The sequence below is a fragment of the Imperialibacter sp. genome (genome assembly GCF_040222385.1).
Taxonomy (GTDB): Bacteria; Bacteroidota; Bacteroidia; order Cytophagales; family Cyclobacteriaceae; genus Imperialibacter.
The window spans coordinates 54,004-77,950 of sequence record NZ_JAVKDF010000017.1 but is presented as its reverse complement, the minus strand read 5'-3'; the positions used below and the strand labels follow the sequence as shown (position 1 = coordinate 77,950).

Sequence of the window (23,947 nt, the reverse complement as noted above, 5' to 3'; positions counted from 1 at the left end):
TTAAAGAATTTCAGCGTTGATGCCAGCCTCTAAAATGGCTTCTTTCATAGGCTTTAGCTCGGGAAGAGAGCCCTTTTTCACGCCGCACTTGCCTTTGTAGTGGATGATCCAGGTACATTGCTCCGCTTGCAGCTTATCGTGCTTGCAAACCTTGATCAATGTATTGGTTACATGATCGAACGTATTATAGTCGTCGTTGTAGACAATTAAGTCCTGTAAATCGGTTGACTCAAGGTCTTCCATTACCTCAACCAGATCTTCTTTTTGCGGTTGATAACTCATAGTCTTTTGTAATTTAAATGAATTGTTGTTCTTCCAGCCTCAGTCGCCGCCTTGAACGTTTCTGGAAGGCAGTCCATTTTAGTATTCCAATTAATTATTCCAGATGAATTACTTTGCCAGAGTAAGGTTCTGTTCGTTAATTTGGTTCGAATATCCTGCAAAATTAGGAAAATAAACTGACATCCCGATAGATATGACACCTACTCTTGTTCTAGCAGTCATTGGAAGTTACTTTTTACTGCTCTTCGTCATCTCCTACTTTACCTCCAGAGGCGCTACTTCGTCGACATTTTTCACTGGGAACAGAGAATCTCCCTGGTATTTGGTGGCTTTTGGGATGATTGGAGCCTCTCTGAGTGGGGTCACCTTTATCAGCGTGCCAGGCGAGGTGGGCAACAGCGGCTTTACGTATTTTCAGGTAGTGTTGGGGTATTTGCCAGGCTACCTAATCATTGCCACAGTATTAATGCCTCTTTACTACAAACTCAATCTTGTTACGATATATACCTATCTCGAACAGCGGTTTGGCGTGGCTTCTTACAAAACTGGGTCTTTCTTCTTTCTCCTCAGCCGGGTAGTTGGGTCGTCTTTCAGGCTGTTTCTGGTCGCTGGTGTTTTGCAGATAGCGATTTTTGATTCGTTTGGCATTCCGTTTTGGGCTTGTGTGCTTATCACCATCGGGTTGATATGGCTCTATACTTTTAAAGGCGGAATAAAAACGGTAGTGTGGACCGATACTTTACAGACCGGGTTCATGATCCTGGCAGTTATCGTTAGCATCTACCTGATCAGCACCGAGCTAAGTATTGGAATAGCAGACATTGGATCGACCGTCGTGAAAAGCGACTACTTCCGGGTATTTGAATGGGATTGGCAGAGTAGTAAGAACTTCTTCAAGCAGTTCTTTGCGGGGGCCTTTATTGCCATTGTGATGACTGGACTCGATCAGGACATGATGCAAAAGAACCTCACCTGCCGGAATATTGGCGATGCCCAGAAAAACATGTTTTGGTTTTGCGTGGTGTTGGTTATCGTTAATTTTTTGTTTTTGAGCCTGGGTGCGCTGCTGTTTATGTATGCGGAAGCCACGGGCATTCCTATTCCTGACCGCACCGACAATCTTTACCCTATGTTGGCGCTCGGTCATTTTAATACTTTCGCCGGGGTGCTCTTTCTCCTGGGCATTGTAGCTGCTGCGTACAGTAGCGCCGACTCAGCCCTCACGGCAATGACCACTTCCTTCTGTGTCGACTTTTTGGGTTTTGAGAAAAAAGAGGTAAAAAACAATGATAAGGTTAGGATGCTCGTTCACCTGGGCTTTTCATTCCTGCTCTTTTTCGTCATCCTTATTTTCAATGCCATCAACGACTCGAGTGTGATCAATTCAGTGTTCACGGCTGCGGGGTATACTTATGGCCCGTTGCTCGGACTGTTCTCGTTTGGTTTGTTTACTAAGCGGCCTCTCACTGACAAATATGTGCCGGTGATCTGTGTGCTCTCGCCGTTATTGTCTTACCTCATCAACATCAGTTCCGAAAGCCTTTTGTGGGGATACAAGTTTGGGTTTGAGATTTTGCTTTTGAATGGGTTGCTGACATTTCTGGGGCTTTGGGTGATTAGCAGCAAGAGAAAAATAGACGTTTCCGTGTGAGGAGGTGGTTCCGGGTGTGTCTTCACACCCGTTCCGGTCGACACTTCCACCTGTTCAGCGATTTACTGGATCATAGTGTTCATATTCTTTCGCCAATGTGGGTCAGTATCCCAAACTCATCAATTCCGGTTTCATAGAACCTGGCCGAAGAGTATTTATAGTCTTCTGACCTTTCTGCCAGCCGCCAATGTTCCTGCAAAGGGTTATTATGGATATAGGTGAGCTTTTGGTGGATGAATTTATCGGAGTATAAATGGATCGCTAAATAATCGGCCATCCAAATATTATGCGACCGATCAGTTGCCTGAACTTTGAAACCAGCAAGTAGTTGAGGGTTGGTTGTCCTCAAGTCTTTGAAAATCATGTGGCTTGTAAATTTCACAAAGCTCGTACACGGAAGTTCCTTTCCATTTGTGTCTACCATTTCCCATATGATGTGTAAATGGTTGGGCATTATAACAAAGCTGTAAACGGCCAGTTTCTTGTTTTGAACCAGGAACCGAAGGCTATCAATGATTATGTCTTTATACCCGTCGTTCGCAAGGAGGAGATTCCAGTCTTTGATAGTCGTGGTGTAAAAGTAGATGTTGTTCAATTCCATCTAATGTTGACATTTTATTTGGGTGTGAAGACACCCCCTTCAAACGAAAGGTGTTAAAAGGATAGTCTAGCGATAGCGAATGTGGTCGAGAACACAGCTTCTGTAGTTTAATTCGTTAGAGGGTGTGTCTTCACACCCGCAACGAACGGCGAAAAAATAGGCGTTCCAGTGTGAGCTTCCCCACACTGGTACTAACACAGCTAATTGAATTCCAATGTCATTTGACCTTTTTCATTTGAGGCGGTTGGCGCTTCATTAAAAGGTGGTTGATGTTTGGAAACTTTTTGAAATGGTGCTTTAGAAAGCACCTTATTTTTTCCTCTGCCAATGTACTTTACAAGTAAGGCACTTTCGGCTTTGAAGTCCTGGTGATAACGATGCTGAACAAACGCATTGTATAGAGACCCATAGATTTTGCTATCAAAATCGGCACCAATCGTCATATGCGGATGATCGGTAAACGTCATATTACTGATGTCGATGCCCATGTCTTTTGTGATGGAAACAAAGGTATCATGAAAAAGTCTGTTCCTTTCCTTCAACAGCCTGGCGTTCTCCACTTTGATAAATAGCGTGCGACTTTGTGGAAAGTGCGAAAAGCCATTGAGTGACACATCAAAAGTGTCCAGATAAGTACTGGCCTTTCTCAATGCTTTGATTAGCTGCTGCTCGTCGGCCACATCAGCTTCAAAGGAAAAAAGTGAAATATGTGCGTCTGAGGTAATGAACTTGAACTTCCCAGCTCTCTGCTGGATATACAGCTTGCATTGGTGCACATAGGAAGCTACAGGCTGTGATGCAGGAAGCTGAACTTTATAGAACATTTTCATAGCGGTAGTATTTACTATCAAATTTAGCAACACTAAAACAATATGCAAAAAATATTGGTATAATTTACTATAAAAATTAGTATTCGGCTATGTTTACTCACAAGACGCATCAGGTGGCAAGAAATGCAGGAGCGCTGGTTTTGAATTTCAGGGATTGGTATTTGAAGCTTATTTGCTATTTGTCTTTTGCCCGCTTGTGCTTAGAAAAAGTGGATGAATAGATACGAAGGGAGGCGTTGTTGTTTTGAAATTCAGTAATTAGTACTTGGAGCTTACTTGCTATTTGTCTTTTGCCATTTGGTGCTTCCCCCTTTACTCTAGTTCTTTCATCGGATCCCAGAATAACTTTTCAAACCCTACAATCTTGTCATTTTTCACCTCGATGCCTTCAGCTTTCAGTAGTTCTTCCATTCTGGAACCTCCAAAGTGGTGTTTGCCGGAAAGTACACCCACCCGGTTCACCACCCGGTGTGCAGGCACATCATCGGGCATGCCAGCGCTGTTGACTGCCCAGCCCACCATGCGGGAGCTGCCTTTGGTGCCAAGATAGTTAGCAATGGAGCCGTAGCTGGTCACCCGCCCTTTGGGAATCAGCCGGGCTACTTCATACACATCCTGGAAAAACGACGTCTTGTCTGCTGGCATGGGAGACTCAAATATTACATCTTGCAATATCTTATTTTGACCAGGCAAAACAGAAATTGTTATGCAGAAAGTTGTGCTGATTACAGGAGCCGGAGGAAATCTTGGCGAAGCTGTTGTAAATGAGTTTTCAAGCTTAGGCTACAAGGTGGTGGGTACTGCGGTGCCAGGTCGCTTGCCTGTGGGTGAGACCAAAGCCGAGTTTGTCGAGGCCGACTTGACCGACGAAAAAGCCGCCTCAGATGCCATTGATAAAGTAGTAGCCAAACATGGCCGCCTCGATGCAGTGATTATGTTGGTGGGTGGATTTGCCATGGGGAATATTGAAGACACTGGTGGTGCCGAACTTGACAAAATGCTCCATTTGAATTTTCATACGGCATATTTCACTGCCAGACCAGCGTTTCAAGCGATGGCAAAAGCAGGCGGAGGCAGATTGGTGTTTGTCGGTGCCAGGCCAGCCCTTCAGGCTTCTGCCGGAAAAGACACCTTGCCTTATGCGCTTTCGAAGTGGCTGCTGTTCAATCTGTCCGACATCCTGAACGAGTCAGGTAAAGGCAAACATATCACTTCAAGCATTGTGGTGCCCAGCATCATCGATACGCCTCCCAATAGAAAGAACATGGCCGACGCCGACTTCAACAAGTGGGTGAAACCTGAAAAAATTGCCAAGACCATTGGCTTCATTTGCTCGGAGGAAGGCGATGCTTTGAGGCAGGGTGTCTATAAAATTTATGGCGATAGCTAATTGAACATTGCAGATGAAACCTGTTGGCCCAATTTGGGGTTGGCATAAGGTTAGGTCTTAAATATTACTGATGTTAGATGTATTTGTGATAGGGGCAGGCCCCATTGGTCTGGCTTGTGGAATTGAGGCTCAGAAGAGAGGCTTGAGTTATGTGATTGTGGACAAGGGTTGCCTGGTCAACTCCATTTACAACTACCCGGCCAATATGACCTTCTTTTCCACTTCCGACAAGTTGGAAATAGGGGAGGTGCCGTTTATTTCTCACAACCCCAAACCTACCCGACCAGAGGCCCTGGAGTATTACCGCAGGGTGACCAGCTCCTGGAAATTGGACGTCCGGTTGTACGAACCAGTCAATGCTGTGGAAAAGAAGGGAGACTACTTTGTCATCACCACTTCCAAAGCCACCTTTGAGGCCCGCAATGTAATCCTGGCTACCGGTTTTTACGACTTACCCTACCTGTTGGACGTGCCAGGCGAAGACTTGCCCAAAGTGCAACATTATTATAAAGAGGCGCATCCCTATTTTGGGATGAAGGTGCTTGTGATTGGAGCAGCCAACTCAGGCGTTGATGTGGCCCTGGAAACCTACCGGAAGGGGGCGAAAGAAGTGACGATGGTGATCCGGGACGAGGTAATTGGCGACCGTGTGAAATACTGGGTGAAACCGGACATTGAAAACCGGATCAAGGAAGGCTCCATCAAGGCCTATTTCAAGTCGCAGGTGGTGGCCATCCGGGAAACGGAAGTTGACATCATGACGCCGGAGGGAATGAAGACGCTGGAAAACGACTTTGTGCTGGCCATGACGGGCTACCAGCCCAGCTTCACCTTCCTCAAAAGCATGAACATTGAAATTGGGAAAGATGATTTTCTAACACCTGTGCACAATCCCGAGACCATGGAAACTAACGTGCCGGGCATTTACCTGGCAGGGGTCATCTGCGGAGGCCTAAAAACCAACAAATGGTTTATTGAAAACTCCAGGGTGCATGCGGAGGTGATTATGGAGAAAATTGGGAAGAAGCAGGTGGTTTGAGGGTTTACCGCTCAACAATTTCCATCGCAGCCGTTGCGAGCTTCTTATCCAATGTCCACAAATGGTGGTTTCCTTTTAAGATCAGGGAAATGAGGGCACAGTCGATCAGCCCAATTCCTTTACTGAAAAGCCTGTATTGGTTGGACAGCTTTCCGGCTTCAATGAAAAGCTCGGTTTCGTCTTCTTTCGGGAGGTTGCGCCAGTAGGTATCAACAATGCTTTTCTCACGGTCATTTTTCACTCCCTGCCACAACTCTCCAAAAACAGGACTTGCTGCCAATACATTTCTATTTCTTAGCTCAAGCACCATTTTATCCGTGAGTTCTGGTGTTTTGCCTTTGAGAAACTCTATCCAAACTGACGTGTCGACCAATATCATTTTCAGGCTGATGTTCTGTTGAGCTTTCGTGCCTTTTCAGCCGAAAAATTGCTTTGAAAGACCAGGTGGGCTTCAGTTACTAAATGGGTGACTTCTTCAATTTTTTTTTGTGCCACCCACTCTTTAAGGGCAATGGTGATGCTTTCGGTAATGTTTTTACCGTGACTGAACTTTCTTACCTCATCAATTAAGTCATTAGAAATCAGGGCTGTTACTTTCATTTGGTATTGCTTTATCCAAAAATACGATAGTCTATCGTATTTTCAAATTACAACCACTCCTGGCTGTTCTTCGTTCCTTTCTTTTTAACTTCACCATCATTTTTTACATCGGTTCTTTATGGAAAACCTCGAAGCACTCAAATTTCCCATAGGAGATTTTGTCCCGCCAAAAGACACTTCGTCCGGCATGCGCAGCCACTGGATAGAAGACATTACCCATTTGCCCTCGCAATTGAGGACTGCAGTCGTGGGCCTTTCTGAGAACCAGTTGGAAACTCCCTACCGCCCCGGCGGTTGGACGGTGCGGCAGGTAGTGCACCACATCCCTGATAGCCACATGAATTCGTATATGCGTTTCAGATTGGCGCTCACCGAAGACAACCCAACCATCAGGCCCTATGAAGAACAGCTATGGGCGGAGTTGCCTGATGCTGCCCATGGAGAAATAGACCTTTCTCTCGATTTGTTGGAAATGCTCCACAAGCGATGGGTGGTGCTATTAAAAGCGATGTCTGAAGAAGACTACCAGAGAACTTTTGTGCACCCTGCCTCCGGAAAGACCTCCAGGCTGGGCACCGTGCTGGCCATGTACTCGTGGCATGGTCGGCATCACCTGGCGCATATTACGGAGCTGAAGAAGAGGATGGGGTGGTAGCATAGCAGCTTTCCGAATCACAGGTCGAGTCTTTTAGATTTGGCGTTGATCAACTCCTGGAAATTGACCTTCAAGTCTTCAGGCAAAAAGCTTATCTCAATGAAATTCCTCCACCGGGCTAGCGAGTTGGAAAATCTCCTGTAAATATTGTCTACGGCTTTTTTTTTGATGCCGGCAGATAACATAGCAGTGTCGAAATCAGCTTTTTTCAGTTTTTTCTTTTTTCCGTTTAACGTCAGCGCAAGTTCTTCGTCATCTTCCGGCAACACCAGGGCCGATGCTACAAGGTCATAGGCGGGGCAAAGATTATAATCCATTCCGTCGGATTTCAACAAGGAAAAATTCTTGAGATGCATGTCATTGTTGCCTGTTAGAAAGCAGAAGATGACCTGCTCGTAGAAATTGATCACATCGAGACCTGGGTTTGCTGAGTACCTAAGGATTGTTTTCGCAATCTGTTCGTAAGACCCCTTGTATTTGTGCTCGGTAAGCCTTTCCGTCAGTTGGCACATGTCTTCCATATGCAGTTTTCTGGCAGCGACACTTTTTCCTGATGCCTTTTTTCTATCTATTCGTTTGGTGATGTAGGCCAGCTGCCCTGATTTGAGACTTATTAGCGAATGCTCCACTGTATTGATTCCGCTAAGGGCTGCCATATGCATAGTCAGGTCTTCATTTTCCGGCAGGTGCTTAAATGCTTCTGTCTGCGGCTTCAAAATGTACTCTCCCCATAGCCCCACTATGGTAAACCTTTCCGGAACCTCACTATTTTTTATTTTCTCAATATTCAGAGAGAGCTTCGGCTGAACGCCAGTGACTGCTTTGTGGCTTTTGATAACCTGTTCCGCAAGTTTTAACATATCGTTCTCTGTGAAGGGTAGTTCAGGAGGGGCAGCCGTCCCAAAAAACTTCTTACTACACGATGGATGGAAACCAGCATCCCCTGCTTGAGTCGCCAGGTCTTCTCCATTGAGAGGCTGGTAGCAATAGAGGCATGATTTTCTATTCATTCTCTTCAGCGTCTACTGGTTCAACAGAAACAGCCCCGATACAGTCATTGCAGGTGGCCAATAGCAAGCTCATTCTGTCACGGGCATTGATTTTCCAGCTCTTCTCGGCTATTTCCAGCAGCCAACCTTCAGGGATCAAGCCATCAAAAAAAGGAAACAACATTGCGCTGTGGTAAGCTTTCTCTTTAAGTGGCATGGTCAGGCTGATGGGCTCTCCTCCTTCAGTGACGTACTCCTTTTGGTAGGCAAAATGGTAGCCATCATTGTCCTCCGTCAGCACCCCTGCCCACTCGTCATGCATGTATATTCTAGCTTTTTTCATCGAGTAGCTTGCTTCTGTTAATAACTGTCGGCCCGAGTTCATATCCAAAGAGTTTCAAGACCTGATTGACTTTGTCCATTTGCAAAGATTGCTTCCCTTGTTCCATCTCACGCACAAACCTCAGTCCCACACCAGCCTTTAAAGATAGCTCCTCCTGGGTAAGTCCTAACGATTTTCTTTTGTCTTTAACGAATTGGCTTAAGTCTGTGCTCATAAATTATACCTTTTCGGGTATAAATATAAGAAACATTTTCAATTTTATACCTGAAAGGGTATAAAATAGTTAGATAAGCTTGAGATTGTACCCTTTAGGGTATAGTCTTGATGAAGACAGAAATAGATATACCCAATCGGGTATAAAATAGCAGCGATTACTGCAACATGCTTTCGACACTTTGGAGGGTTCTATCTGCAAACGATCCTTTAGAAGACATCATTCATCGATCAGTTTTTACCTCGTATATCAATTCTGTTAACTATCTTTCTTGCACATTACCTGTTTAAGCAACATCCTATGAAAAAACTTTCACTTCTGTTCATCCTGACCTTCCCCACACTACTCCTGGCACAGCAGCCGAAGCAATTCCTTCTTTTCGACACAGAATTCACGTACACCAAAGAGAACGCCGACAATTCCATCCCCAGCAAATCGCACTATTACGTAAAAGGCGATATGCTGAATGCCCAGCGGCCCACCGATTGGACTTCCCCTGTCGACTACCGCAATGGTACGGTTCATATCCGTCTGGAAGTGATGGAAAAGCCTGCCGGTGGTTATCCCACACAGTGGACGCTGTGTTATATTCCCAACAAAGGCCAGGGCAACGGCTACGGTTGCACTAATACTGGCTTGTATACGAAGGAGGGCGTTTACGAATTGGACGTTTCCATGACTTCTTTTTGGGAAAATGAATCCATTATTTGGAGTGAAGGCATCAAACAAATGGATCTCGTGATCAAAGACGACAGCGGGGGGCAAGGCCACGCCCACAAGCGAGCCGACCATGAACACTTTTTCCCCACCAAAGTGCGTATCACCATGGTGCAGGTGGCAGCGGGAGCGACGTATGATGCTACTATTGTGCCTGATAGGCCAGTTGACTTCCAAAACAGATAGCTTTCGGAAATGATTAGATTTGTGGACACGGTCAAAAGGGTGACTGCTTATAAGTGCTACTACCTGACTCAAAAAAACACAAAAGTGAGAGAAAGATTATACATTCTTACACTATCTCTGATGTTCACCGCCTCACTAGCCATGGCTCAACGTGTTGAATCAGAAAGGGTGTCAATTGCCATCAGGAGCGGAGCCAATCTGCAGAAATTTGAAGAGAGAGACTCCGATGGGCGCATTCAAAAAAATCACTTACTCCCAGGCGCTCATTTTGGCATGGATATTAACATACCTGTGAGCTCCGACTTCCATTTTCAAACGGGATTTCTCATTATCAACAAGGGATCCAAAGGTGTTGGGGAAACAAAAACCACTATCCGGCTGTCCTACCTCGAAATGCCCTTGAATCTGGTGTACAAAAAGCCGTGGGGCAGCGGATACATAATGCTTGGCTTTGGCCCATATGTTGCTCGTGGCTTCGGAGGCCATGTTACTACTGGTAGTGGTGCAGTCGAATTCTCACGTGATATCAAGTTTACCGATCCGGCGAAAGACGATGGCTTATCCTGGACTCCATATTTTGAACGGATGGATGTTGGTGCCAATATGTTCGTTGGGTATATGATGTCCAGTGGATTGTTCTTTCAGGTTAACACTCAGCAAGGCCTTGTCAAAATCAACCCAACATACAATCAATATCCCGGTGACAGATCCAGCATAAAAAATATGGGCTTTGGGGTGTCGCTTGGCTATAAGTTTTAGGCCAAGCTCTTCAAAGTAAGTTTCCAAAGGGACTACTCATTCATTGGGCTTCGTTGTTTGTCCTTCCTATGGTTTTCAAACATCTCAATAGCAGCCTTCAGCATGCCAATTAAACCGATGCCCAACACAATGACTCCAAAAGCGAACTCTTTTATTATGTCGTTTTCGGAAGCGAAGTAGCCAAACATTCCAAAGGCAAGCACTCAAAGGAATCCGCCACGTCAAAAAGGCCCTGAGATTTTCTAGCAGTAGCGCACACTCTGCGCTTCGATCAATGCGTGATTTATACAACTCTAATGGGGACATGTGTAACTCGCAGCAGCGTCATTGCGCCTACTTTTGATAAAAATATTCCTTCTCTCCAAAGGTGGGGTCTTATCCAATCTGAATACTTCGAGGTGATCCCCTGCCGCATCAATCATTAAGTAGCTAAGTATGAAAAATTCAAGTAAGAGTTTGATCTTCTTTTTAAGCGTGGCTTTAGTTTTCTCTGGCTGCGCTGCCAACAAAACCAAGAAAGGGGCAGCTGTTGGCGTTGTTGGTGGAGGTGCCATGGGTGCCGTTATTGGCAGGGCATCAGGAAACACTGCGTTGGGTGCCATAATCGGGGCAGCAGTCGGAGGTACCGCTGGTGCGTTGATTGGCAACAAAATGGACAAGCAAGCGGCCGAATTGGAAAAAACCGTTCCCGACGCTAAGGTGGAGAGGGTAGGAGAAGGCATTGTGGTCGAATTTAGCAGCGACGTGCTCTTCGGATTTGATAAATCCGACCTTTCTTCTGAATCAAAGACTTCGCTGGATAAGCTGGTGAAGGTGCTCAACGCTTATCTCGACACTGATATTGAAGTGCAGGGGCATACTGACAGTAAAGGGTCTGAGTCTTATAATCAGGGCTTGTCGGAAAGAAGGGCAAGCACCTCTTCAAATTATATAAGGAGCCAGGGAATCAGCTACAACCGGGTGCGCATCAAAGGTTTTGGCGAATCGGTACCGAAATACAACAATGGTACGTCTAGCGGACAAGCTCAAAATCGCAGGGTTGAATTCCTGATCACTGCCAACGAAAAAATGAAGGCAGAAGCTGCCAAAGAAGCTTCCAATTAATTCAAACGATCAAAAGACAACAAAATGAAAGCAAGACAATTATATACCTTACTTGCCCTGGTCTTCGCCACGTCAGCGACCATGGCTCAAAGCACTGAATCAGAAAATGGCGGCGTGGCCATTCTTGGTGGAGTCAACTTCCAGAATTTTAATGGAAAAGATTTCAACGGAGACAAACTTGAAAATGATTTGCTGGCGGGTTTTCATGCTGGCCTCAATGTTCAAATACCTATTGCTCCGGAGTTTTACTTTCAGCCAGGGCTAATGTTCAGCACCAAAGGAGCCAAAAACACAACGGGACAAGTGACAAGCACTTACAGGCTCTCGTATTTGGAACTGCCTTTGAATCTGGTGTACAAAAGCCAGGTGGGCAATGGCTATATTATGTTAGGCTTTGGGCCTTACGTGGGGTATGCTGTGAGTGGTAAGGCTACGTACGTATCTGGTTCTGTCGAAGTCAATAATGACATTGAATTCACCAATGAAGTTAATGACGGTGATGGATTGTTAACACCCTATTTTAAGCCGCTCGATTTTGGGGGAAATATTCTGTTTGGGTATGAGATGGTCGGCGGTTTGTTTTTTCAACTCAACTCGCAGCTTGGAATGGTGAAGATCAATCCAGACGATAACAGAATATCGGACAATAAAACCAACGTAAAAAACACAGGCTTTGGCCTTTCAGCTGGCTATCGGTTTTAAACCAAAAGCTGTATAAAAGGATTTCCAGAACCCCCTCTGCTCTTTGATAGAACCAGAGGGGTATTTTTATTGCAGTCGCAAAAACCGCTCGCCCCTCCAGCCATCCCGTAGGAATCTTCTACTTTAAGACAAGTCCACTCCTCCAAGCCTTTCCTGTGTTGCCACCAGCTAGCGCTTTGGGCACCACAAACCCGGGCTACTCACCATTCAAAAACTCATCTATTACTGCCAGCGTCAGCTCGGTAGTTTTGCTGCCCTTGTAAGCGCCTTCCACCTGTCCCATGTACGAGCCATGATTACCAGGCAGTATCATCAGCCTGGCTCCGGGAATGAGTGCTGCCATCAGTGCAGCGTGGCTGTTTTGCACCACGTCCTGATCACCGTTGATGACCAGCGACGGAGCTTGAATAGACTGCAGCAAAGCCTCATCCCAATCCTGGAAGCCCTGCATGCGGTTCTTGTCGTGATTGAACATGGCCAGCAACTTGGTAGAATCGGGATTTACTTCTAAGAAAGCGGCCTTCAGATCAGCTGGCATATTCTCCAGTGTAGCGTTCTCCATATTGTCAAAAAATCCCGGTAGCATACCCTCTCGTTTGAAAAAAGCCGAAGCAATAACTAGTTTGTCTACTATCTCCGGATGGCGGATGCCAATTTGCATGGTGGTGTTGCCGCCATTGCTGAAGCCAAAAAAGGAAGCTTTAGCAATGCCCAGGTTTTGCAACAGTGTCACCACATCATCGGCATCCTGCTCAAAAGTTTCCGGCGCACCCCTGTCGCTGGTGTGGCCATGGGCCTGCAGCTCGACAGCTATGAGCTTGTGGTTTTTTGCCAGGTCAGGGATGATGTTGCCAAAAGAGGTTTGGATAGTTGAACCGCCTCCATGGATGAGCACGAGTGGTGCTCCTTCTCCGTGAATTTCGTAGTACATCTTCAGGCCGTTGACATCCGAATAGCCACTTTCGAAAAATACGGCCTTTTCAGTTGGAGTTGATGATTCCATCGGTTGAGCGTTTTTTTTGCCGCAGGAGGCCAGCAGGGCAACCGCCACACCAAGGCCCAGCAGTATTGGTTGAAATATTTTTTTCATTGTTGTCATCATTTGGAGCCAAACTTTGTCAGATAAACGGCAAGTTTTTCGACGTTTTGCTTCAAGCCTTCGTCGGCACCGTGCTCCTTCACTACCTGTATAAACTGCTCCCGACTTTCAAACAGCATGTGCCAGTTCATCAGAGTTTTGGCCCCCTGGCTTTCAAACTCTACTGTTGTTAGAAACGATGGAGAAGAGACGTGCTGATACACAATCTTTTTGTGCTTGACTAGTTCTTTGAAAATACTTTCGTTGGGATAATCGGTGCCGTCCGGCCCATGCATCACCAGCGTCCATTGACCACCGACTTCCACGTCCATCTGACTGATGTCGGTTGTGAAGCCGTTAGGCCCCCACCAGTTTTTTAGGTGATTGGGGTCAGTCCACACCTCCCACATAAGTTCAATGGGGGCGTCGAACAGCCGGGAAATACGGAGCTCCCTGTCCGAAGTGTCTGTAATTTTCTCTGCCATGTTCTGTTTATTTTCGTTTGTCCAGGAAGGCCGTCAGTGCTCCGAATGTGCCTCCAAATCCCTCGTGCATGCTTTCATTGATCGAGACAAAGCCCTCTATTTCTGCCTGGCTGGCGTTGATGGGCTCACCGGTCAGGTGAATCGTAGTTTTTCCATTTGTTTCCGTAAAACGGAGGCTATAGAATATTTCCACCGGAAGCGTTACGTCGAAGGGCGCTGGAATTGGATTAGCCTGTTCGTCCGCAAAAGCATTGGAAAACTCCAGCAAGTCGTAGGGCTCAATGGTTTTGAACAAAAACCTGGCATAGTTCACGTTGCCATTGAAATCCATTTTGAAATGGAAGACACCACCGGGCCTGAAGTCGAGGCTGATAGCACTGTTTTTAGTTTCCACAGGACCCCACCATTCGTTGAGGGCCTGGGCTGTGCTGAAGGCATTGAAAACTAGCTCCTTGGGAGCATTGAACTCATAAGACAGCCTTAGCTTGTCTTTGTCTGAAATTGTTGCAGCATTCATTTGTCGGTATTTTTCTCTGATTGAATTTTGGTCAGGTATTTATCGAGTGAATCGAATTTGTTCATCCAGAATTGCTTGTATTGTTCAATCCATTGTGACACTTCCGCCAGGCCCTCCAGCCTCGCTTCGCAATAGCGCTCCCTGCCTTGCTGGCGGATAGAGATCAGCCCGCATTCCTGCAGGATTTTCACGTGAAGCGACACCGCCTGTCTGCTCACATCAAATTTCTCCGCCAGGGAATTTACATTGAGCGACTGGTGGGCCACCATGCCGATGATCTCCCGCCGGGTAGGGTCTGCTATTGCCTGAAATACATCTCGTCTGGCCTCCATAATATGCAAGTGTTTGCTTGCAAATATATACGCAAGCATTTACTTGCGCAATAATTGAGTCGAAAATTTTTTCCGTGACAGAAAAAAAGCCTTCCAAAAAAGCGGAGGCTTAAAACATCCCAATGGAGATGCGTATGCAAAAAGTAAGACGGAAAAAAGGGTAGCTATATCTGTATAACTACCCTTCCAGCTAAGCTCCGACCTGCTTTTCCTCAGGTTGGGCAGACACGTCTTTGAAAAGCAGCATCTCGCCAATTCTGGCCGAAGCACCGTCATAAAATCCGTTTCCCCCCTGGTAATCGTCGGGATTTTTGAACGTTCCGAAGATGTAGTCGTAAATCGGAAAATCGGAATAATTGTACTTGTGCACGCCTCTGGCGTGATGCACCGCATGTTGTTCAGGCCTTTGAATAAAATAGCCCAGCCACATGGGGGTTTTGATATTGGCATGCTGGAATTGGCTTAAAAAATTCAGCGAAAAAATAACAATGCTGATCGCCGGGGCCGATAAGCCCATAAAAAATGCAAAACAAAAACTTCCCAGCAATGTGAATCCGACCATATCCATCACACTGAAGTAATAGGTGCTCGGAATATCAATTCTTTCTGCACTGTGGTGCATTTGATGCATGAGCCTCCACAGAAAATCCGACTGGTGCATGGCCTTGTGATAGAAGTAAAGCAGGAACTGGTAAAACAGCAACCCGATGCCTACTTGTGCAGCGGTTGGCATCCATGCCAGGTCTATCAGCTGATAACTGGCTAAAAACTCATCGGTAAAATAAGGCAGGTAGGAACCCAGGTAAAAAAAAATCGCAAAGGCAATGAAACCTCTCAGCGTTGCATATTTGATTTTGGGCATGTTTTTGTTCCTGGGAAAAAGTTGCTCCCATGTGTAAAGCAGCACGTAAACCCCGATAACAATCAGCGATACGGGGTCAAGAAGGATTTCTAAAGGATTGGGCATAAAAAAAATTTTAATTGTAAAAAAATAGATTAACTAAACAGACTAGTTGGTGCAAATATAAATACAATTTTAATTATACCAACTAGTCTGTTTATTTTTTTAACTTTGCCTCAATGGCAAGAGACGGAAAGCCCACGAGAGACAAAATATTGGCAGAGTCGAAAACGCTTGTGCTGGAAAACGGCTTTGCAGGTACTTCGGTTGACCAAATTTTGGAGCGCAGCCAAATAACGAAAGGGGCATTCTTCTATCACTTCAAATCGAAAGCCGACCTGGCCAGGACTTTAATGGATGTTTTTTCAGCCGAAGACCTGGCTGACCTCAACGACGCCTTGAAGGAAACTGCCTCTTTAATAGGTGACCCACGGCAGCGACTGCTTCAGTTTGTTCAGCGTTATGTAGATATGATGGCGGCTCTTGAGGCACCCTACCCCGGCTGCCTGTATGGTTCTTATAGTTATGAGCCGAGTCAGTTCAGTGATGAGATAAAGGAAAAAATATCGACAGCTATACTTACCTGGAGAAAGGCCCTGGAAGAAATGCTGGATGAAACCATCAAAACGCACGGTATGAAAATGCCTGCCGATAAGAAGTCACTCGCCGATCAATTCGTTGTTATTCTCGAAGGGGCCTTCATTATTTCAAAGGCGTTGAATGATCCTAAAATAACGGCGGAACAGCTCAAGCACTTCAAAAACTATCTGGAGTTACTGTTTGAAAAGAAAGACTAGAAGGGCGCTCGTTACTTTTCTGGTGCGTTATGCACCATCTGCAAGCCAATGGAAGTCCTCGGCTTGAAACCCGTCCACACTTCTGCGCTGGATTCAACAGGTACATCCAGATATTTCTTGTAGTCGGCCATGCCCTTCAAATGTATGCCGAGAAAGGCCGTGACAAAATGCTGGTTGATATTGTTGATCCGGCGCATGTCCCAAACGGAGTCGGCATAGCGCAGATACTCGTCGATATTCAATCCAGGCTGCATGGCCTCTGCCGGTGGAGGATTGGGTGCCACATTGTGGCGTGCGTCAATATAAGTAAGCAGGTAGCGATCCGAATTGACGGCTCCCTCATAAATAGCTTTGATGCCCTTCTCGTAGCCTGACACATCGTCCATACTCCCCGCCACGAACAGCGACGGAATCTTGATGCCAGCCAGTCCTTCGGCATCCCAAAGCCCTCTTTCCATGCCCCAGGGCGCAAAGGCCACAATCACTTTGATCCTCGGATCGATGGAAGCTTCAAAGGCTGCATTGCCTCTCATTCGGACTGACAAGGCCTTGCTACCACCCGTCATGCCCCCAAATAGCCCTACTGCTTGCGGACTGTAGCCACCTCCAGCCACATTCACAGCGCCATAGCCCCCCATCGAATAGCCAACAAGGGCTGTATTGTCAGTATTGACAAGGCCCGCCAAAAAGGAGCTCTTGTCCTTGCTCAGTCTGGCGATTTCATTCAGCACAAAAAGATCATCCAGTGAGCGGTTAAGCAAAGTACTGGGGAAGCCAGCGGCGTCTTTAAACGTAGATTCCATATGGTCGATGGCCACCACCACATAGCCTTTCGAAGCCAGGTTCTCGGTGAGGTAGGTCATCAGGTAGCGGGAACCTGTATAACCATGCGAAACAATGATCAGGGGGTAAGGGCCATCTTTGAGTAACGGTGCCGCTTTGCGGGTAGCTCTGCCCAAAAAGGTAAAAGGGATGATGGGGCGGTTAGGGTTGCCATTTTGGCCCATTACCTCATCGTAGGTAATCACTGCGGCCGGAGCACCGGTGGGGTACCACACCTCGAGTGTGAGCTTTCTGTCGTACCGAGCCAGACTGTCTTTGGCATAGCTAAGCACATCCACCTGATTTTTGTTGACTACCTCTATGGTTTGCACACCTACTGCATAGCTGCCTCTCGTCGATAACTCCGGGGCATCGGGCAGGGCATCGCCGTAAACGAAGGTTTTCTGAGCACCTTGGCTAAAAGCCGGTTGGTAAATACTGGAAACGGCAAGAAGCAGGAAGATAAAAAGGGTGGAGCGGCGTGTCATAAGTAGGTGAAGTAAGTAGGGTTTCAATATAGGGAAAACACAGGAATTTGGGGGAAGGTTTTGGAGCAAGTGGTGTTCAACTGGTCTGTAGGATTTTTTAATTCCTGTTTCGGCAACTAGTTTGCGCCGTCGCAAATGCGAAGAAATTCATGGAGAAGGGATTCCAGGTCAAAACTTGGGTTGCTTCTTTTAATCACATAATACTGTCCATGCTCCTTCCATTCAAGGATCCACTCGGGAGCGCAAAAATGCGAACGGCTGTACATCTCTATATTTTCTGAAATGAAAGGCTCTAATTCCCTAGCTTTAAGATAAGTTATGAGGTCAAGATTTCTTTGAAATAGCGAACTGTCTAGTACAAATTCACTGGTCTGAAATCTAAACTTCAGAGAATCTGTGATCGCCGATTTCTTAAAAATGTCATTCTTGTAAGTTGGCCACACTTCTTCTCCCATTTTTTTGATTTCCCTTCGCAATTTCGAGATTTCGCGGCTAGTTAATTTTTCCTGATTGAAATATGATAGTTTATATGAATTGTCAGTTTCGGTCTTACAAACCGCCCGATACCCATTTGGAGAACTCTGAATTCTAACTATTCTACTGACATCGTGGCACGGAAAATAACAAACTCGAAGCATTACGGACTCCGCCTCTTCAATTACTGGCTCTTCAAAAAGCAAAAGTCTGATCCTATTTCGCTCTAAGTTTGACCAGAATACGAATTTTTCATCCACCCTTTCCGCAGTGTCAATTTTTCCTTCAGAGATGAGGCGTTTCAGGGTTGGCGTGAAATAGTGTACTGTGTCAGTCACAGCACCGGAATAAATGAACCTAGCTGGTTGGCCCCGAACCTGAAACAGGACTGCCATAGTCAAAGCAATCAAAAAGCTATTCTTCATTCGCAAGAATTGGTAGTAGAAATCGAATATAAGAACTGTCTACCTCTTCTAATATTATTTGCGTCATTCATGATATTGCTAGGGTGTTCAAGTTTGCGAATTGACATAGCGCAACCGCCCAAATCACCTAGTTTGTTCATTTTCTTATTGCCTCGTCGGCTCTAGGGGCTTTCAGATCGGTGACGTGCATCCTTTAAACCTCCTGCTATTTTCGTACCTTTTACCCTCCACTTTCCAAATGCGCTATGACCCGATCACTAATTCTAATTTCCTTAGCCCTTCTCATTTTACAACCCGCTTTGGCCCAAAACTACGACGAATCAAAAGCAGGCACCTACACCCTCCCACCACTGCTGGTCGACAGTCAGGGAAAGACAGTCAAGAACAAGAACCAATGGGAAGCCTCCAGAAGGGCAGAGGTGCTGCAACTCTTTGAGAATAATGTGTATGGCACCATGCCGAAAGTATTCGACAGTGTTTCGTTTAAGGTCGTCAATGATCAGTCTGGTGTGATGCAGGGGGCGGCGCACCTGAAGGAAACCGAGGTGACCATTTACAACAACGGACAGCAGGCCACCATCCATGTGGTGCTATTTACACCCCAGCAGGCTAAAAAGGCAGTGCCCACTTTTCTGCTGATCAATAACCGCAGCCCAAAAAATACCCTGGCTTCACGAGATACCATCATGGGCTTTTGGCCAGCCGAGCAGGTGATTGCTGCGGGCTATGGCATTGCCGCTTTCCACGTCAGCGATGCTGCGCCAGATGACAAAGACACTTACCAGAACGGCTTGCTGAGGCTCTTCCCTGATGAGCTCACCAGAGACAACGGCATGAAAGCCATTGGCGCCTGGGCGTTTGGTGCCAGTCGGGTGCTGGATTATTTCGAGAAAGAAGACTTGGTGGATCACAAGAAAGTCATTGTAGTCGGTCACTCCCGTGGAGGAAAAGCTTCTTTGTGGGCAGCAGCGCAAGACCAGCGCTTTGCCATGTGTGTTACTAATTGCTCAGGGAACACAGGAGCAGCGCTGTCGAAAAGGAATTTTGGGGAAACAGTGGAGGTCATCAATACCGCCTTTCCGCATTGGTTCAACACCAACTACAAAAAGTACAACGGCAATGAGGCTGCGCTTCCTGTCGACCAGCACATGCTGATTGCACTGGCGGCCCCACGGCCCGTGTATGCCACCAATGCCACGGAAGACCTCTGGGCCGACCCAACGGGCACCTACCTGGCAATGCGAAATACTGAGCCGGTGTTCAATCTTTACAGCCCCCAGTCGAACCTGCCTGGTACACTACCAAAGCCGGATAGTCCCATTATTGCCTGGCCGCTATCGTACCACAACCGCACCGGTATTCATGATCTTACTTTCTACGACTGGGCGCAGTTTATTAATTTTGCGGATAAGTATTTGAAGTGAGGCAGGATGATATCGCAGTTCTGGTGGGGTGTCTTCACCCACCAGCGCATCGTCGGTTATGCTATTGGTAATCTTCCCTGGCCCACTTCACAGTGGGTTCAAACCATTCTTTCATCAGCGGGAAGAGGAAACCGTGCTCTTTGCCAGTGTTGAGCTCTATGTTTTTGAAGTGTTCGATGTGGCAGGTGGATTTCTCTATCCTGCCAGCCAGAGATACCGATCCCCGATCAGACTTTTCGTTGATCGCCAGGATATTGCCGCACAGGTCAATGTCAGGAATTTGCTCCACCAGCCCTTCATAAGAGCTACCGATAAACACAAAATTCAGCTGCTCATTTCTGGCATAGGTCGAAACATACTGCGCTATGAATCCGCCCTTAGACGTTCCAACGACAGTGATTTTGCCTGGCTCAACACCCATTTGAAGCAAGCTGTCGATCTGCTCCTTTACTTGGCGGGCGTAAACTTTCTCGTCGGTATTGGTCTTTCTTTTTTCGCTGATCACCGTAAACCCCTCTTTCTTGAAAGCGTTCACAATTTCCCGGTATTCGGCTTTGCCGTATTTGGGATGACCTTCATTAAGCTCATGATCTTCTATCCACTTGTTGTGCAGAAAAAACAGGTAACGCTCGTTGTTGGCAGCGCACGAGAGCAGCATAGAACAAAGAATAGTTACAATTATTGTTGGCCGCATGCGTCGCTTGATTGTATTGGAGACTGTCTAAGGTAGTTACTAGTCAAGTTATAACCTGACGAAATTGGGCTGCATGTCAGGTTATAGGTTGACTTTTTATAACAAAGTGCGCATCTGATATTGACGAAGTTTCAAGTAGGAATGGGGTTCAGCAATTGATTTTTACAAGAAGAGTCTGGCCAGCTTACTCCAAAATCACCTTCTCCAGCTTTTCCTCCACCACTTTCCCATCTTTTATCGACACGAAGTAGCAATTCGCTTCAGGCTTTGTGGCCACAACTTTGAATGGTTTACCATTTTTGAAGATGATACCTGAGTAGTTGTCCATGGCGTAACCGGCCTTGAAAATGCCTGTTTCGATATTCTTCATGTACAAGGGCCGGCGAAATTCTTCGGCGTCGTAGTGTGGACTGTGGCTGTAAGGAAGGAACCCAAGCCCTTCGACCACACTTAGCTCAATAGGGCGGGAGTCGGTGGTGCCGTTGTCGAACCAGCAAAGTGATCCGGCACTGCCGCCAGCCAGGATGATGCCTTTCTCCAGGGCTTTTTTCAACACTACGTCAATGCCCTGTGCTTTCCAGATGGCCATCATGTTGAGGGTATTGCCACCGCCTACATAGATAGCATCTACATTGAGCAGCACCTCTTCAAACGTCTGCTTCTGATTGTAGGAGCTGATCCATACTCGTTGCACCGACGGCTCTACTGACAGGTCATGAACCAGTTCATAAAAGCGGATAATCCCCTGCTGGCTGTCGCCAGAGGCAGTAGGCAGGTAGCAGATCTTCGGCCGTTCTTTCCCGGTTAGCTTAATGATTTCTTTGATGAACAGTTTGTTCTGCCCACCGCCAAAAGGGAAAATGTACTGATCCTGGGCAAGAGCGAAGCCTGTTGCAGATAGAATGGCGAGGCTGAGTAGGATTAATTTTTTCATGGATTGGCTTTGGTTCAAAACACAATGTAGCCAGCCTGCGGAATTTGAACAAGTGCTTTTCTATGACCTGCCCAAGTGATTACTTTTCTAGTGAGCGTTACTCACAGACAACTTACCTATTAGCTCTCTTGCCTTGTCTTTGTCCGTACTATGAATTTCCCCCATTTTCAATTCGACCATGTCTTTGGTCAGCGTAGCTATTTTATGGATCCGTGCTATAGACGGGAGTTTTAGACCTGCATTTTCCCAGTTGGTTAAGACAATATCGAAAGAGCTTTGGTATAACCTGCTGGTGATTCGGCAAACGATAATGTCGCCGTCTTCAAAATCGTTGATGACTAGTGCAGGCCTTCTTTTTGATGCAGAATTATCGGTGAAGGGAAATTTCAGGAGGACAACATCACCAAAACTTAGCCTACTCATCTATTTTGTACGTATCGTAAATGGCATCAGCCTCATCGTAACCCTGAAGAAACTTTTCAACCACAATCTGCCCCAGCGCACCTTCATCACGAATGGGCGACTCTTCCAGTAAGATAATCACTCTCGCAGCTCCATCTTCAGACTGAGCAATTTCTTCCTGAAGCTTCGAGGGAATATCGATCTTATTCTTTTTAATCTTGGTTGTGAATTCAAATGCCTTCATACACCGTGGTTTTCTCAAATATAACGAATAATGTCTTTTTGTGGAGGTGGCGGCAAGGAGAAAGGCATTTTACCCATAAAGCAATGAAAAGGGCCACTATTCAGCAGCCCTTTTTTATTTCATGTTCGATAGATTTTACTGCTCACTTTTCACTGTCGGGTACTTAATACCCAACTGCTCCAGGTAGGTGCCATACTTGCTTTCGTCGTAGTAAAACGGCTTTAGCTGAGGACGGAATTCATCCTGAATTTCGGTATTCAAATGAGTGGCTGGCTTCTCATCGTCAGCAATCATCGGTTTGTACTCGGTGTCCATCATCTGCACGTTGCGGTAGTAGTCCCAGGCCTGCGTTACCAGCTCCGGCTTCAACAGAAAGTCCACCAACGTCATGGCTTCGGCTTTTGCACCAGCCACCACGCCTTTGTGAGCAATAGGTGTCGCCATGGCTACGGCATTGGCCCAATGGTGACCTGGCAGCCCGGGGATGTTGGAAGGAAAACGCATGGTGACAGTAGGCAGCTTCCAGCTAATATCACCGATGTCGTCAGAGCCACCGCTTACAAAACTGCGGGTCGGTGGTTTTAGTGTATCGAGTGCTGTGGGAAGGCCCTCCTGTTTGGGATTGCCAAGTTCTTTTTGCAAGGCCTTTGCAAGGGTTTGGTCGTCGTCGCTCCAGGTGGGCAGACCTACCTTTTTGATGTTTTCGTACATCGTTTCTGCAATCACCTTGTTGAAGTGGCGGGGCCAGGCGCTGCCCAACACTCTCCGGGTTACTGTGGTGCCCGTCATCATGGCGGCGCCATCGGCAATGCGGTTGCCCTTTTCGTACATCTCCATGATTTTGGGGTAGGTCACATTGCGGTAGTAAAACCAAATGGAAGCCTTGGATGGCACCACATTGGGCTGGTCGCCACCGTCTTTGATCACATGGTGAGAACGCTGCAGGGGATCGAGGTGCTCCCGTTGGTATTGCCAGCCGATGGACGTAAGCTCTACGGCATCCAGCGCACTTTTGCCTCTCCAGGGGGCGCCAGCAGCATGGGCGGCCTCACCCTCAAAAGAGTACTCCACCGAAATCAGGCCGGTACCGGAGGCTTGCCCGTAGGAAACGCCAAAGTTATTGCCTACGTGCGTAAAGATCGAAATGTCTACATCGTCGAAATAGCCGTCACGGGTGTAGAACGCTTTGGTGCCTACCAGCTCTTCAGCCACGCCAGGCCAGACGATCAGCGTGCCCGACATTTTTTCCCGCTCCATGATTTCCTTCACTGCCAACACGGCGGCAATGTTGAGCGGCGTGCCTGAGTTGTGTCCTTCGCCATGGCCGGGAGCGCCTTCCACAATCGGATCGTGATAGGCTACGCCAGGCTTTTGCGAGGCCTTAGGGATGCAGTCAAGGTCAGAGCCGATGGCAATGACTGGTTTGCCGCTGCCCCACCTGGCAAACCAGGCGGTTGGAATACCGGAAATGCCCTGTTCAATGGTAAAGCCATTTTCCTCCAAAATACCGGTCAGGTATTTAGACGTTTCCACTTCCTGGAACCCCAGCTCTGAAAAGCTGAATACCTTATCGACCATCACCTGGGCCACCTTGGCGTTGGCCTCCACCTTGGCGGCCGCCTCTTTCTTTAGCGCTTCAATTTGTTTGGCACTGTACTTTTTGGACTGGCCCATCAACAGTGCAGGGGCGCATGCCAGCATAAAACAAACAGTAAGAATCCTTTTCATAGTAAACGGTTTAGTGTGAGAAGTCCTAAGAGGGAAGTCTACCCGTGGAGATCAGAGTCACCTTGAGGAGACTTCTCCCGCCTGGTGGCGGTTCGAAGTGACGTTCATTTATTAGATTTTGATTGTCAAATATTCATTGA

At 46.8% G+C, this 23,947-nt stretch carries 32 protein-coding genes; 10 read left to right on the top strand and 22 right to left on the bottom strand.

Translation table 11 applies throughout. The features are described 5' to 3' along the window. On the bottom strand, positions 1–282 hold the full coding sequence (locus RIG68_RS04080; RefSeq protein ID WP_151998179.1) for an ATP-dependent Clp protease adaptor ClpS: 282 nt from the start codon (positions 280–282) through the stop codon (positions 1–3). A gap of 193 nt (positions 283–475) precedes the next feature. On the opposite strand from RIG68_RS04080, the gene RIG68_RS04075 reads away from it, so the two are divergent. Then, entirely contained in the window at positions 476–1,933 is a 1,458-nt protein-coding gene (locus RIG68_RS04075) for a sodium:solute symporter (protein WP_350118913.1), read from the top strand. A gap of 79 nt (positions 1,934–2,012) precedes the next feature. Here RIG68_RS04075 and RIG68_RS04070 read toward each other — a convergent pair whose 3' ends face one another. The 3 genes from RIG68_RS04070 to RIG68_RS04060 all read right to left on the bottom strand — a co-directional run bounded on the left by RIG68_RS04070 (position 2,013) and on the right by RIG68_RS04060 (position 4,009). Then, a complete protein-coding gene (locus tag RIG68_RS04070; protein WP_350118910.1) occupies positions 2,013–2,534 on the bottom strand; it encodes a transposase in 522 nt (173 codons plus the stop codon). Between the two features lie 200 nt (positions 2,535–2,734). After that, a complete protein-coding gene (locus tag RIG68_RS04065) occupies positions 2,735–3,364 on the bottom strand; it encodes a 2'-5' RNA ligase family protein (protein ID WP_350118907.1) in 630 nt (209 codons plus the stop codon). Positions 3,365–3,676: 312 nt separating this feature from the next. Continuing rightward, positions 3,677–4,009, bottom strand: a complete 333-nt coding sequence (locus RIG68_RS04060) for an MGMT family protein (RefSeq protein WP_350119782.1) — start codon at positions 4,007–4,009, stop codon at positions 3,677–3,679. Positions 4,010–4,070: 61 nt separating this feature from the next. Between RIG68_RS04060 and RIG68_RS04055 the strand changes: the two genes are divergently transcribed. Both RIG68_RS04055 and RIG68_RS04050 read left to right on the top strand, forming a co-directional pair. Beyond that, positions 4,071–4,754, top strand: a complete 684-nt coding sequence (locus RIG68_RS04055; protein WP_350118904.1) for an SDR family NAD(P)-dependent oxidoreductase — start codon at positions 4,071–4,073, stop codon at positions 4,752–4,754. A gap of 70 nt (positions 4,755–4,824) precedes the next feature. Further along, the gene (locus RIG68_RS04050; RefSeq protein WP_350118901.1) at positions 4,825–5,793 is read left to right on the top strand and encodes a YpdA family putative bacillithiol disulfide reductase; all 969 of its coding nucleotides are present in this window, start codon (positions 4,825–4,827) and stop codon (positions 5,791–5,793) included. 4 nt (positions 5,794–5,797) lie between these two features. On the opposite strand, the gene RIG68_RS04045 is transcribed toward RIG68_RS04050, so the two are convergent. Together RIG68_RS04045 and RIG68_RS04040 are read right to left on the bottom strand one after the other, a co-directional pair. Further along, positions 5,798–6,172 (bottom strand): PIN domain-containing protein, encoded by a 375-nt coding sequence (locus RIG68_RS04045; RefSeq protein ID WP_350118898.1) that lies wholly within the window; start codon positions 6,170–6,172, stop codon positions 5,798–5,800. Between the two features lie 2 nt (positions 6,173–6,174). Beyond that, entirely contained in the window at positions 6,175–6,393 is a 219-nt protein-coding gene (locus RIG68_RS04040) for a DUF2191 domain-containing protein (protein WP_350118895.1), read from the bottom strand. A 118-nt stretch (positions 6,394–6,511) separates the two neighbouring features. Here RIG68_RS04040 and RIG68_RS04035 point away from each other — a divergent pair, with 118 nt between their 5' ends. Then, on the top strand, positions 6,512–7,048 hold the full coding sequence (locus tag RIG68_RS04035; RefSeq protein ID WP_350118892.1) for a YfiT family bacillithiol transferase: 537 nt from the start codon (positions 6,512–6,514) through the stop codon (positions 7,046–7,048). 17 nt (positions 7,049–7,065) lie between these two features. On the opposite strand, the gene RIG68_RS04030 is transcribed toward RIG68_RS04035, so the two are convergent. The 3 genes from RIG68_RS04030 to RIG68_RS04020 are packed head-to-tail and all read right to left on the bottom strand — an operon-like array spanning position 7,066 to position 8,594. Continuing rightward, positions 7,066–8,058 (bottom strand): HipA domain-containing protein, encoded by a 993-nt coding sequence (locus RIG68_RS04030; RefSeq protein ID WP_350118889.1) that lies wholly within the window; start codon positions 8,056–8,058, stop codon positions 7,066–7,068. Then, positions 8,051–8,380 carry a HipA N-terminal domain-containing protein gene (locus RIG68_RS04025; protein ID WP_350076155.1) on the bottom strand — a complete coding sequence of 110 codons (330 nt, stop codon included), beginning with the start codon at positions 8,378–8,380 and terminating at the stop codon, positions 8,051–8,053. Before RIG68_RS04025 ends, RIG68_RS04030 begins: the two co-directional genes overlap by 8 nt. Next, positions 8,367–8,594 (bottom strand): helix-turn-helix transcriptional regulator, encoded by a 228-nt coding sequence (locus tag RIG68_RS04020; protein WP_350076157.1) that lies wholly within the window; start codon positions 8,592–8,594, stop codon positions 8,367–8,369. Before RIG68_RS04020 ends, RIG68_RS04025 begins: the two co-directional genes overlap by 14 nt. A 300-nt stretch (positions 8,595–8,894) precedes the next feature. On the opposite strand from RIG68_RS04020, the gene RIG68_RS04015 reads away from it, so the two are divergent. Continuing rightward, a complete protein-coding gene (locus tag RIG68_RS04015; RefSeq protein WP_350118885.1) occupies positions 8,895–9,497 on the top strand; it encodes a hypothetical protein in 603 nt (200 codons plus the stop codon). Positions 9,498–9,581: 84 nt separating this feature from the next. Continuing rightward, the gene (locus tag RIG68_RS04010) at positions 9,582–10,256 is read left to right on the top strand and encodes an outer membrane beta-barrel protein (protein WP_350118882.1); all 675 of its coding nucleotides are present in this window, start codon (positions 9,582–9,584) and stop codon (positions 10,254–10,256) included. 32 nt (positions 10,257–10,288) lie between these two features. On the opposite strand, the gene RIG68_RS04005 is transcribed toward RIG68_RS04010, so the two are convergent. Next, on the bottom strand, positions 10,289–10,444 hold the full coding sequence (locus RIG68_RS04005; protein ID WP_350118879.1) for a hypothetical protein: 156 nt from the start codon (positions 10,442–10,444) through the stop codon (positions 10,289–10,291). 247 nt (positions 10,445–10,691) lie between these two features. Between RIG68_RS04005 and RIG68_RS04000 the strand changes: the two genes are divergently transcribed. Both RIG68_RS04000 and RIG68_RS03995 read left to right on the top strand, forming a co-directional pair. Then, a complete protein-coding gene (locus tag RIG68_RS04000) occupies positions 10,692–11,360 on the top strand; it encodes a YiaD family glycine zipper/OmpA-like lipoprotein (RefSeq protein ID WP_350118876.1) in 669 nt (222 codons plus the stop codon). A 24-nt stretch (positions 11,361–11,384) separates the two neighbouring features. Then, the gene (locus RIG68_RS03995; protein ID WP_350118873.1) at positions 11,385–12,062 is read left to right on the top strand and encodes a porin family protein; all 678 of its coding nucleotides are present in this window, start codon (positions 11,385–11,387) and stop codon (positions 12,060–12,062) included. A 196-nt stretch (positions 12,063–12,258) separates the two neighbouring features. On the opposite strand, the gene RIG68_RS03990 is transcribed toward RIG68_RS03995, so the two are convergent. From RIG68_RS03990 to RIG68_RS03970, 5 genes are all read right to left on the bottom strand, one after another. After that, complete coding sequence (locus RIG68_RS03990) at positions 12,259–13,152, bottom strand: alpha/beta fold hydrolase (RefSeq protein WP_350118870.1); 894 nt, start codon at positions 13,150–13,152, stop codon at positions 12,259–12,261. Between the two features lie 8 nt (positions 13,153–13,160). Beyond that, the gene (locus RIG68_RS03985) at positions 13,161–13,625 is read right to left on the bottom strand and encodes an SRPBCC family protein (RefSeq protein WP_350118867.1); all 465 of its coding nucleotides are present in this window, start codon (positions 13,623–13,625) and stop codon (positions 13,161–13,163) included. A gap of 7 nt (positions 13,626–13,632) precedes the next feature. Then, positions 13,633–14,142, bottom strand: a complete 510-nt coding sequence (locus RIG68_RS03980) for an SRPBCC family protein (RefSeq protein ID WP_350118864.1) — start codon at positions 14,140–14,142, stop codon at positions 13,633–13,635. Continuing rightward, positions 14,139–14,474 (bottom strand): ArsR/SmtB family transcription factor, encoded by a 336-nt coding sequence (locus RIG68_RS03975; RefSeq protein WP_350118861.1) that lies wholly within the window; start codon positions 14,472–14,474, stop codon positions 14,139–14,141. Before RIG68_RS03975 ends, RIG68_RS03980 begins: the two co-directional genes overlap by 4 nt. A 190-nt stretch (positions 14,475–14,664) precedes the next feature. Beyond that, on the bottom strand, positions 14,665–15,441 hold the full coding sequence (locus RIG68_RS03970) for a sterol desaturase family protein (protein ID WP_350118858.1): 777 nt from the start codon (positions 15,439–15,441) through the stop codon (positions 14,665–14,667). Between the two features lie 113 nt (positions 15,442–15,554). Here RIG68_RS03970 and RIG68_RS03965 point away from each other — a divergent pair, with 113 nt between their 5' ends. Next, entirely contained in the window at positions 15,555–16,172 is a 618-nt protein-coding gene (locus RIG68_RS03965; protein ID WP_350118855.1) for a TetR/AcrR family transcriptional regulator, read from the top strand. Between the two features lie 11 nt (positions 16,173–16,183). Here RIG68_RS03965 and RIG68_RS03960 read toward each other — a convergent pair whose 3' ends face one another. Both RIG68_RS03960 and RIG68_RS03955 read right to left on the bottom strand, forming a co-directional pair. Next, on the bottom strand, positions 16,184–17,482 hold the full coding sequence (locus tag RIG68_RS03960) for an alpha/beta hydrolase family protein (protein WP_350118852.1): 1,299 nt from the start codon (positions 17,480–17,482) through the stop codon (positions 16,184–16,186). Between the two features lie 116 nt (positions 17,483–17,598). Continuing rightward, positions 17,599–18,381: a hypothetical protein gene (locus RIG68_RS03955; protein ID WP_350118849.1), complete on the bottom strand. Its 783-nt coding sequence runs from the start codon at positions 18,379–18,381 to the stop codon at positions 17,599–17,601. A 245-nt stretch (positions 18,382–18,626) separates the two neighbouring features. Here RIG68_RS03955 and RIG68_RS03950 point away from each other — a divergent pair, with 245 nt between their 5' ends. Beyond that, positions 18,627–19,805, top strand: a complete 1,179-nt coding sequence (locus tag RIG68_RS03950) for an alpha/beta fold hydrolase (protein ID WP_350118846.1) — start codon at positions 18,627–18,629, stop codon at positions 19,803–19,805. 61 nt (positions 19,806–19,866) lie between these two features. Here the strand turns inward: RIG68_RS03950 and RIG68_RS03945 are convergent, their stop codons facing one another. From RIG68_RS03945 to RIG68_RS03925, 5 genes are all read right to left on the bottom strand, one after another. Further along, the gene (locus tag RIG68_RS03945; protein ID WP_350118843.1) at positions 19,867–20,499 is read right to left on the bottom strand and encodes a lipase family protein; all 633 of its coding nucleotides are present in this window, start codon (positions 20,497–20,499) and stop codon (positions 19,867–19,869) included. Between the two features lie 184 nt (positions 20,500–20,683). Then, positions 20,684–21,433, bottom strand: coding sequence for a Type 1 glutamine amidotransferase-like domain-containing protein (locus RIG68_RS03940; protein ID WP_350118840.1), 750 nt, complete (start codon positions 21,431–21,433; stop codon positions 20,684–20,686). A gap of 87 nt (positions 21,434–21,520) precedes the next feature. Continuing rightward, positions 21,521–21,856, bottom strand: a complete 336-nt coding sequence (locus RIG68_RS03935) for a type II toxin-antitoxin system PemK/MazF family toxin (RefSeq protein WP_350118837.1) — start codon at positions 21,854–21,856, stop codon at positions 21,521–21,523. After that, positions 21,849–22,079 (bottom strand): hypothetical protein, encoded by a 231-nt coding sequence (locus RIG68_RS03930; protein WP_350076197.1) that lies wholly within the window; start codon positions 22,077–22,079, stop codon positions 21,849–21,851. The genes RIG68_RS03935 and RIG68_RS03930 overlap by 8 nt, the downstream gene beginning before the upstream one ends. 135 nt (positions 22,080–22,214) lie before the next feature. After that, positions 22,215–23,807 (bottom strand): amidohydrolase, encoded by a 1,593-nt coding sequence (locus RIG68_RS03925; RefSeq protein WP_502880612.1) that lies wholly within the window; start codon positions 23,805–23,807, stop codon positions 22,215–22,217. Positions 23,808–23,947: the final 140 nt, after the last annotated feature.

Excerpts from the sequence above, each read along its gene's own strand:
- RIG68_RS04080 (WP_151998179.1), bottom strand. The coding sequence starts at position 282 with ATGAGTTATCAACCGCAAAAAGAAGATCTGGTTGAGGTAATGGAAGAC.
- RIG68_RS04075 (WP_350118913.1), top strand. The coding sequence starts at position 476 with ATGACACCTACTCTTGTTCTAGCAGTCATTGGAAGTTACTTTTTACTG.
- RIG68_RS04070 (WP_350118910.1), bottom strand. The coding sequence starts at position 2,534 with ATGGAATTGAACAACATCTACTTTTACACCACGACTATCAAAGACTGG.
- RIG68_RS04065 (WP_350118907.1), bottom strand. The coding sequence starts at position 3,364 with ATGAAAATGTTCTATAAAGTTCAGCTTCCTGCATCACAGCCTGTAGCT.
- RIG68_RS04060 (WP_350119782.1), bottom strand. The coding sequence starts at position 4,009 with ATGCCAGCAGACAAGACGTCGTTTTTCCAGGATGTGTATGAAGTAGCC.
- RIG68_RS04055 (WP_350118904.1), top strand. The coding sequence starts at position 4,071 with ATGCAGAAAGTTGTGCTGATTACAGGAGCCGGAGGAAATCTTGGCGAA.
- RIG68_RS04050 (WP_350118901.1), top strand. The coding sequence starts at position 4,825 with ATGTTAGATGTATTTGTGATAGGGGCAGGCCCCATTGGTCTGGCTTGT.
- RIG68_RS04045 (WP_350118898.1), bottom strand. The coding sequence starts at position 6,172 with ATGATATTGGTCGACACGTCAGTTTGGATAGAGTTTCTCAAAGGCAAA.
- RIG68_RS04040 (WP_350118895.1), bottom strand. The coding sequence starts at position 6,393 with ATGAAAGTAACAGCCCTGATTTCTAATGACTTAATTGATGAGGTAAGA.
- RIG68_RS04035 (WP_350118892.1), top strand. The coding sequence starts at position 6,512 with ATGGAAAACCTCGAAGCACTCAAATTTCCCATAGGAGATTTTGTCCCG.
- RIG68_RS04030 (WP_350118889.1), bottom strand. The coding sequence starts at position 8,058 with ATGAATAGAAAATCATGCCTCTATTGCTACCAGCCTCTCAATGGAGAA.
- RIG68_RS04025 (WP_350076155.1), bottom strand. The coding sequence starts at position 8,380 with ATGAAAAAAGCTAGAATATACATGCATGACGAGTGGGCAGGGGTGCTG.
- RIG68_RS04020 (WP_350076157.1), bottom strand. The coding sequence starts at position 8,594 with ATGAGCACAGACTTAAGCCAATTCGTTAAAGACAAAAGAAAATCGTTA.
- RIG68_RS04015 (WP_350118885.1), top strand. The coding sequence starts at position 8,895 with ATGAAAAAACTTTCACTTCTGTTCATCCTGACCTTCCCCACACTACTC.
- RIG68_RS04005 (WP_350118879.1), bottom strand. The coding sequence starts at position 10,444 with ATGTTTGGCTACTTCGCTTCCGAAAACGACATAATAAAAGAGTTCGCT.
- RIG68_RS04000 (WP_350118876.1), top strand. The coding sequence starts at position 10,692 with ATGAAAAATTCAAGTAAGAGTTTGATCTTCTTTTTAAGCGTGGCTTTA.
- RIG68_RS03995 (WP_350118873.1), top strand. The coding sequence starts at position 11,385 with ATGAAAGCAAGACAATTATATACCTTACTTGCCCTGGTCTTCGCCACG.
- RIG68_RS03990 (WP_350118870.1), bottom strand. The coding sequence starts at position 13,152 with ATGAAAAAAATATTTCAACCAATACTGCTGGGCCTTGGTGTGGCGGTT.
- RIG68_RS03985 (WP_350118867.1), bottom strand. The coding sequence starts at position 13,625 with ATGGCAGAGAAAATTACAGACACTTCGGACAGGGAGCTCCGTATTTCC.
- RIG68_RS03980 (WP_350118864.1), bottom strand. The coding sequence starts at position 14,142 with ATGAATGCTGCAACAATTTCAGACAAAGACAAGCTAAGGCTGTCTTAT.
- RIG68_RS03975 (WP_350118861.1), bottom strand. The coding sequence starts at position 14,474 with ATGGAGGCCAGACGAGATGTATTTCAGGCAATAGCAGACCCTACCCGG.
- RIG68_RS03970 (WP_350118858.1), bottom strand. The coding sequence starts at position 15,441 with ATGCCCAATCCTTTAGAAATCCTTCTTGACCCCGTATCGCTGATTGTT.
- RIG68_RS03965 (WP_350118855.1), top strand. The coding sequence starts at position 15,555 with ATGGCAAGAGACGGAAAGCCCACGAGAGACAAAATATTGGCAGAGTCG.
- RIG68_RS03960 (WP_350118852.1), bottom strand. The coding sequence starts at position 17,482 with ATGACACGCCGCTCCACCCTTTTTATCTTCCTGCTTCTTGCCGTTTCC.
- RIG68_RS03955 (WP_350118849.1), bottom strand. The coding sequence starts at position 18,381 with ATGAAGAATAGCTTTTTGATTGCTTTGACTATGGCAGTCCTGTTTCAG.
- RIG68_RS03950 (WP_350118846.1), top strand. The coding sequence starts at position 18,627 with ATGACCCGATCACTAATTCTAATTTCCTTAGCCCTTCTCATTTTACAA.
- RIG68_RS03945 (WP_350118843.1), bottom strand. The coding sequence starts at position 20,499 with ATGCGGCCAACAATAATTGTAACTATTCTTTGTTCTATGCTGCTCTCG.
- RIG68_RS03940 (WP_350118840.1), bottom strand. The coding sequence starts at position 21,433 with ATGAAAAAATTAATCCTACTCAGCCTCGCCATTCTATCTGCAACAGGC.
- RIG68_RS03935 (WP_350118837.1), bottom strand. The coding sequence starts at position 21,856 with ATGAGTAGGCTAAGTTTTGGTGATGTTGTCCTCCTGAAATTTCCCTTC.
- RIG68_RS03930 (WP_350076197.1), bottom strand. The coding sequence starts at position 22,079 with ATGAAGGCATTTGAATTCACAACCAAGATTAAAAAGAATAAGATCGAT.
- RIG68_RS03925 (WP_502880612.1), bottom strand. The coding sequence starts at position 23,807 with ATGAAAAGGATTCTTACTGTTTGTTTTATGCTGGCATGCGCCCCTGCA.